This is a genomic window from Candidatus Nanopelagicales bacterium (assembly GCA_030700225.1).
GTDB lineage: Bacteria > Actinomycetota > Actinomycetes > S36-B12.
This window is the reverse complement of record JAUYJT010000009.1, coordinates 1-5,551: the sequence shown is the minus strand read 5'-3', so window position 1 is coordinate 5,551 and position 5,551 is coordinate 1. Positions and strand designations below refer to the sequence as shown.

6 protein-coding genes are annotated in these 5,551 nt (G+C 66.2%); 2 read left to right on the top strand and 4 right to left on the bottom strand.

What is annotated here, in order from left to right:
• Positions 1-211: 211 nt before the first annotated feature.
• Together Q8P38_01135 and Q8P38_01130 are read right to left on the bottom strand one after the other, a co-directional pair.
• Positions 212-433 carry a ribbon-helix-helix domain-containing protein gene (locus Q8P38_01135; GenBank protein MDP4013218.1) on the bottom strand — a complete coding sequence of 74 codons (222 nt, stop codon included), beginning with the start codon at positions 431-433 and terminating at the stop codon, positions 212-214.
• 191 nt (positions 434-624) lie between these two features.
• Positions 625-1,614, bottom strand: a complete 990-nt coding sequence (locus tag Q8P38_01130) for a bile acid:sodium symporter (protein ID MDP4013217.1) — start codon at positions 1,612-1,614, stop codon at positions 625-627.
• A gap of 82 nt (positions 1,615-1,696) precedes the next feature.
• On the opposite strand from Q8P38_01130, the gene Q8P38_01125 reads away from it, so the two are divergent.
• Positions 1,697-3,775 (top strand): alpha/beta-hydrolase family protein, encoded by a 2,079-nt coding sequence (locus Q8P38_01125; GenBank protein MDP4013216.1) that lies wholly within the window; start codon positions 1,697-1,699, stop codon positions 3,773-3,775.
• A gap of 76 nt (positions 3,776-3,851) precedes the next feature.
• Positions 3,852-4,289 (top strand): hypothetical protein, encoded by a 438-nt coding sequence (locus Q8P38_01120; GenBank protein MDP4013215.1) that lies wholly within the window; start codon positions 3,852-3,854, stop codon positions 4,287-4,289.
• Positions 4,290-4,347: 58 nt separating this feature from the next.
• Here the strand turns inward: Q8P38_01120 and Q8P38_01115 are convergent, their stop codons facing one another.
• Complete coding sequence (locus Q8P38_01115) at positions 4,348-4,800, bottom strand: pentapeptide repeat-containing protein (GenBank protein MDP4013214.1); 453 nt, start codon at positions 4,798-4,800, stop codon at positions 4,348-4,350.
• 117 nt (positions 4,801-4,917) lie between these two features.
• Positions 4,918-5,382 carry a pentapeptide repeat-containing protein gene (locus Q8P38_01110; protein MDP4013213.1) on the bottom strand — a complete coding sequence of 155 codons (465 nt, stop codon included), beginning with the start codon at positions 5,380-5,382 and terminating at the stop codon, positions 4,918-4,920.
• Positions 5,383-5,551: the final 169 nt, after the last annotated feature.

Sequence of the window (5,551 nt, the reverse complement as noted above, 5' to 3'; positions counted from 1 at the left end):
ACCGGCGACACCCCGATCACCAAACCGTCAGCCTGACCATCAAGGCCCCGCCCCGAACCCCGGGACGGGGCCTACGTCATACGCCTCAACCGCACCCACGATGACGCCGACATCCTCATCCAGCGTGGCGGCTAACACCTGGTCGCCCACTCATCCGCCCGCGCACTGCGAGCGAGACGAACCAGCGCGGACTTGTCAATGAGCCACTCAATCAAGACCATGCCTGCCCCGACGTGGACGGATCCGCCAGGTCCTCGAACGTCGATGAGAAGCGCTCCAGGTCTGCCGCAACCACCGAGGACGTAGATCGGTCGACCCATTGGGCCAGGCCCCGGCGAACTAGCTCGCTGCGGGAAAGTCCAAGCCGAGCAGCTCGGGCATCGATCGCGGACAGCACATGTTCCGGGACGTCCCGAATCAGCACATCGGACATGTCACGCCTCCCGTGGGTGATATCACAGGATATCACCCACCACGGCGGTGCCCCCACCCCAACCGCGAGGTCAGGGCGTGTGCCCCAGGGGTCGGGACCAGTCCCCCACTTCGGGGGGGACCCCCAGCGTGAGGCTTGAAGCCGCAGGGTCGACCCCCAGGGCACCCGGCATGGCTGGAGTCCGGCAGGCTTCAGTCCGTCGGCGTAGGTACTCGCCTCGAAGCGATGCGCCCGGCGATCACGCTGTCGATCAGGATCTGAAGGAAGTGCCAGGCCAAGCAGACGAGCACCGCCTCGCCCGCCACGGCCACTAGGTCCGGGGCTTCGCCGGTCAGAACAATCAGCAGCGACAGGGCGACCGGCAGGGTCTTCTGGGCAGTCACGAATAGGACGGGCCAGCGCTGCTTCGGCGGGAATGGCCTGGCCGCGAGCGACCCCAGGCCGAGGAGAACTCCATGTCCAACCAGGGCCACGACGATCACCAGGCCGATCATCAAGGCCGTAGCGGAAGCCAGCGCCGGAGCGGACTTCGACATGGTTACCCACACGACACTGATCACAGCCAGCGGAGGCACGAGATCGACCCACCTGGGCAGTTGCCGCTCGACCAGGCGCCCGATCACCCAGCCGACTACCAACGGCACGACGACGATGGTGACCACGCGAACGAGAAGGCTCCCCGGCGACACTGAGGCATGGGCGCTGAGTATCGCGCTGACCGCGAGCGGGGCCGTGAAAGCCCCGGCGACAACACAGATCACAGTGAGCCCGGCCGCCCACGTACGGTCCCCGCCGGCGACAATCGCCGTGACCACCCCTGAGCTGTTCGTCGTGGATACCGAAGCCATCAGCGCGATACCCACCGCTATCCCCAGGGGCAATGCAACTCCCCGCACCGTCACCCAAGCCAGAGCCGGCACGATGATCAGGTTGATCCCAACGACAAGCACGACCGCCTTGCCGAACCCGGAATCTGTGACTTCCGCGAGCTTGAGCGAGTAGCCGGTGATCAAGAAGATCACGATCACGCTCAGCGAAGCCCAGTCGAACGGACCCACAGCGAGCCGACCTATCGCGGTCCCTGGTCCAGGGAACGTCACAGCGGTCACCAGCGCGACGAGTATTCCAACCGGAAGAACCAGCGCGGACGCTCGCTGTATCCCTGAGGTCCGTTGAGCCACGCGATCAACCTAAGCACGCCGACGATCACTCGGTGCGGGCTTCACGCAGGCGACAGCGCCCCACTTCAGGCAACATGGGGGCATGCAGTGGCAAAAAGTGGTCTCACGGACCCTGGAATTCGGTCAGCGCGTGCTGGCCACCGAAGTCTCAACCGTCGAAGCCGCCGGGCTTCTTCACGCTGTGGCGAGCGTCGGAACGTCATTCGAACCATCTCTGCTGCCTCGCACCACAATCCAGCAGGCGGGAATCACCGGAGTTGTCGCGTCCGTGAACTACGGCCTGACGGCGACCAACCAGTCATTCATCGAAGCATTCGCGAGGCGTGTGGTCGGCACGCGCACCGCCACACATGAGTTTCCGCGCGCGGCGACGCTCGCCGCTGGCCTGGCTACCCTCGGCGCCTCGGCGGCGATTCGGAGCCGCCTGGAGCAGCGCAGCGGCGAGTCCGTCTCTAGGGCAGCCACCCGGACGACGGCCTCACGGGTCAGCTACAGCGCGACTGCCGGCGTGTTGGCCGTGGCAGCGGATGGTATCGCTGACGCTGTCACTGGCCGCCACACATCCGGGACAGTAAGCGCCCCGCTTGTCGTCTCGTTCGGCGCGGCACTGGGGGCTGGACTTCACCTGCTGCGTCGACGACGACTCCTGGACACAGCGGCCACCACAGACCAGTACGGATCGCCCGTCCGCCCGGCCAGTTCGGTGGACCCTCTCGGCGCTGCCGCTGTGGGAGTCGGGGTGTCAGTCGGCTTGTACGGCTTGTCGAGAGCCGAATCCCTTGCCGCTGACACTGTCGCCACAGTGGTCGGCTGGGCGGTTCCCGGTCTGAAGCCCGTCGGCAAGGCGATCGGGCACGCGACAACGCTCGGGCTCTTCGGATTCCTGATCGAGCGCGGCATCGCATCCGCCTACGAGAAAGCGGACAGTGTCGGTGGGGCCATGGAGCCCGCGTACCGCGCCATACCGACGTCCGACAGCGTCAGCGGAGGTCCGGGCAGTCTCATCGACTGGGCCTCGATAGGCAGGGAGGGTCGGCGGTTCGTCAACATGGCGCTGTCATCCGACGAGATCCAGGCCGTCACTGACCAACCGGCCGTTGACCCCATCCGCGTCTTCGTCGGCTTCGAGTCCGCCGAGAGCCCCAACTCGCGTGCGTACACGGCAATGGAGGAACTTGACCGCCTCGGGGCGTTTGACCGCCCATACGTAGCGGTCTTCTCCCCGACCGGGAGCGGCTACGTTAACTACGTCGCGGCCGAGACCATCGAGTACCTCACTGGCGGCAACGTCGCGAGCGCGTGCGTCCAATACTCGGTGCGACCGTCTGCCCTGTCGCTGGACCGTGTCGGCACAGCCTGGCAGAGCAACCTGGCACTCCTGACGGCTCTGGCGTGGCGCATACGCGCAATTCCCGAAGGCTCACGACCCAAGATCCTGCTGTTCGGTGAAAGCTTGGGAGCGCAGAGCGCGCAGGATGTGTTCGAGAACGAAGGCGTGCGGGGTTTCGACATTCTGGACGTCTCCCGGGCTCTGTTCGTCGGGTCGCCGTACGCGTCGAAGTGGCGTCAGCGCTGGTTGGCCGACCCCGCCGCGATCGACCCGAATGGGTATGTCGTAGAGGTCAACTCGCTGGCCGATCTCGAGGCGCTCGATCCCGACCGCCGCGCCCGCGCGCGAGTTTTCCTGCTCTCCCACTACCTCGATCCCATCCCGAAGTTCGGGGCCACGCTGGCCGTTCAGCGCCCCTATTGGCTTGGCGACCCTGAGAACCGCCCGCCCGGTGTGCCGGAGCAGGCACGCTGGTGGCCACTGTTCACCTTCCTGCTAGTTGGAGTTGACTTGCTCAACGCGGAGCACGTCGTGCCCGGCAAGTTCGAGGCCTACGGTCACGACTACCGGCAAGACCTGCCCGCGATGACCAAGACGGCGTTTGACCTGCCCGGCGACGACGCGATGATGGAGCGGATTGAGCGAGCCCTCAGACAGCGGGAGCTGGAGTGGGCCGAACGGCGCCTCTTCGCTGACACGTTCGAGAAAGCCGAGCAGTCAGTGCGCGACAAGCTTGAGGGCTGGGGCGTTGACCACACGATCATTCCCGGTATCACTACTCCGACGCGCGATGTCGCACCCGACCCCTACGCCGCGGGGGCGACGCCGTGAGCTCGGCTGGCGAAGCGACCCCAGGCCGTTGACCTTCAGCAAGCGAACTGTCCAGCACCACCGCTAGCCTGAATCCGTGGGCACACTGGAGATCGCGCGGGCCAAGGCGCAAGCATCGTTGTCGCAGGCCACGGCCGATGTGAAGAAGCTCGAAGCCGACCTCAGTGCCGCACAGGCCAAGGCCTCCATCGTCAAGGCAGGGGAAACGACGCTTGGCGTTCTCACCAGTGCGCCAGTGATCCGACAGGGCACCGAGTTCCTTCGTCGTCGAACCGAAGCGGACTCAGCTGCGGCGAGCGCCGAGGTTGACCGCATCACTGCCGACCTCAACGCTGCCCAGAACCGACTGAAGTGGGCCCAGCGAACCTCCGACGCGCTGGAAGCGGTCTCAACGAAGGTCTCGGACTTGATCGACTCGCTCGACAACCCGATTGATCCGACCGAGGCCCCACCGGGCGAGGCTGAAGCGACCATTGAGATCGATGTGGCCAAGCCCGCCGATCCGCAGGCCTAGGTGTAGTCCTCGCGTACATGCACCCAGCAACACACGTCGGCGCGCGAGAACTACGGCACTATCTACGGCACTCGCCGATTGAGGCGGGCCCACAAACCGAGCCATCGGTCCAGAGAGCCCCGCGCAGGTCCGTCCCGGTCAGGACCGCACCGAGGACGTCCGCCCCGCGCAGGTCGGCTTCGCCCAGGTAAGCACCGGTCAGGTTCACCCGCCTAAGGTTCGCATCCATCAGGTTCGCATCCATCAGGTTCGCCCGGCTCAGGTTCGCCCAGCCCAGGTCCGCCCCACGCAGGTCCGCCCAGCGCAGGAGCGCATGTCTCAGGTCACAGTTGGATAGGTCCGCTGCCGGCTCCTTGGCGATGTCCGAGCAGTCCCTCAGATTCTGACTCGCCGCGGGTGAGGGCGGATCAGCCTCTCGGATCGGCTCAGTGCCGGTTCGCGCGGCACACGCGCCAACCAGCAATACGGCACCCAAACCGAGCGCGGCGACTCCTGTTCGCTTGCAGTTCACGCTTCCAGTGTGCGCGAGCGAGGCCCGAGTGTCCTCCCAGCGACAGGGACTACTCAACCTAGGTGAAGAACTCGCGAACATGCACCCAGCGACACACGTCGGCGCGCGAGAACAGCGCTAGCGGCACATGCCGCTTGAGCCGTGCCCGCACATCCGGCCATCGATCCAAGTAGCCCCGGTCAGGCTCGCCCCGGTCAGGCTCGCCCCGCTCAGGTTCGCCCCGCTCAGGTTCACCCCGCCCAGGGACGCCCCGCGCAGGTCCGCCCAGCTCAGGTACGCCCCGCTCAGATCCGCCCGGGTCAGATCCGCACCGGTCAGGTCCGCCCTGAACAGGTTCGCCCCGGTAAGGTTCGCCGCCCACAACTTCGCCCCGCTCAGGTCCGACCCGATCAGGTCACAGTGGGATAGGTTCGCTTTCGGCTCCTTGGGGACGTCCGAGCAGTCCCTCAGACCCTGACTCGCTGCGGGTGCGGGCGCACCAGCCTCTCGGATCGACTCGGTATCCGATGGCGCGGCACACGCGCCCAGCAGCAATACGGCACCCAAGCCCAACGCGGCGATCCCTGTTCCCTTACCGTTCACACTTCCAGTGTGCGCGAGCGCGGCCCGAGTGTTAGCCGCCACGCTGGATGAGGATGTCGGCGTCATCGTGGGTGCGGTTGAGGCGGTATGACGTAGGCCCCGTCCCGGTGTTCGGGGTGGGGCCTTGATGGTCAGGCTGACGGTTCGGTGATCGGGGTGTCGCCGGTGT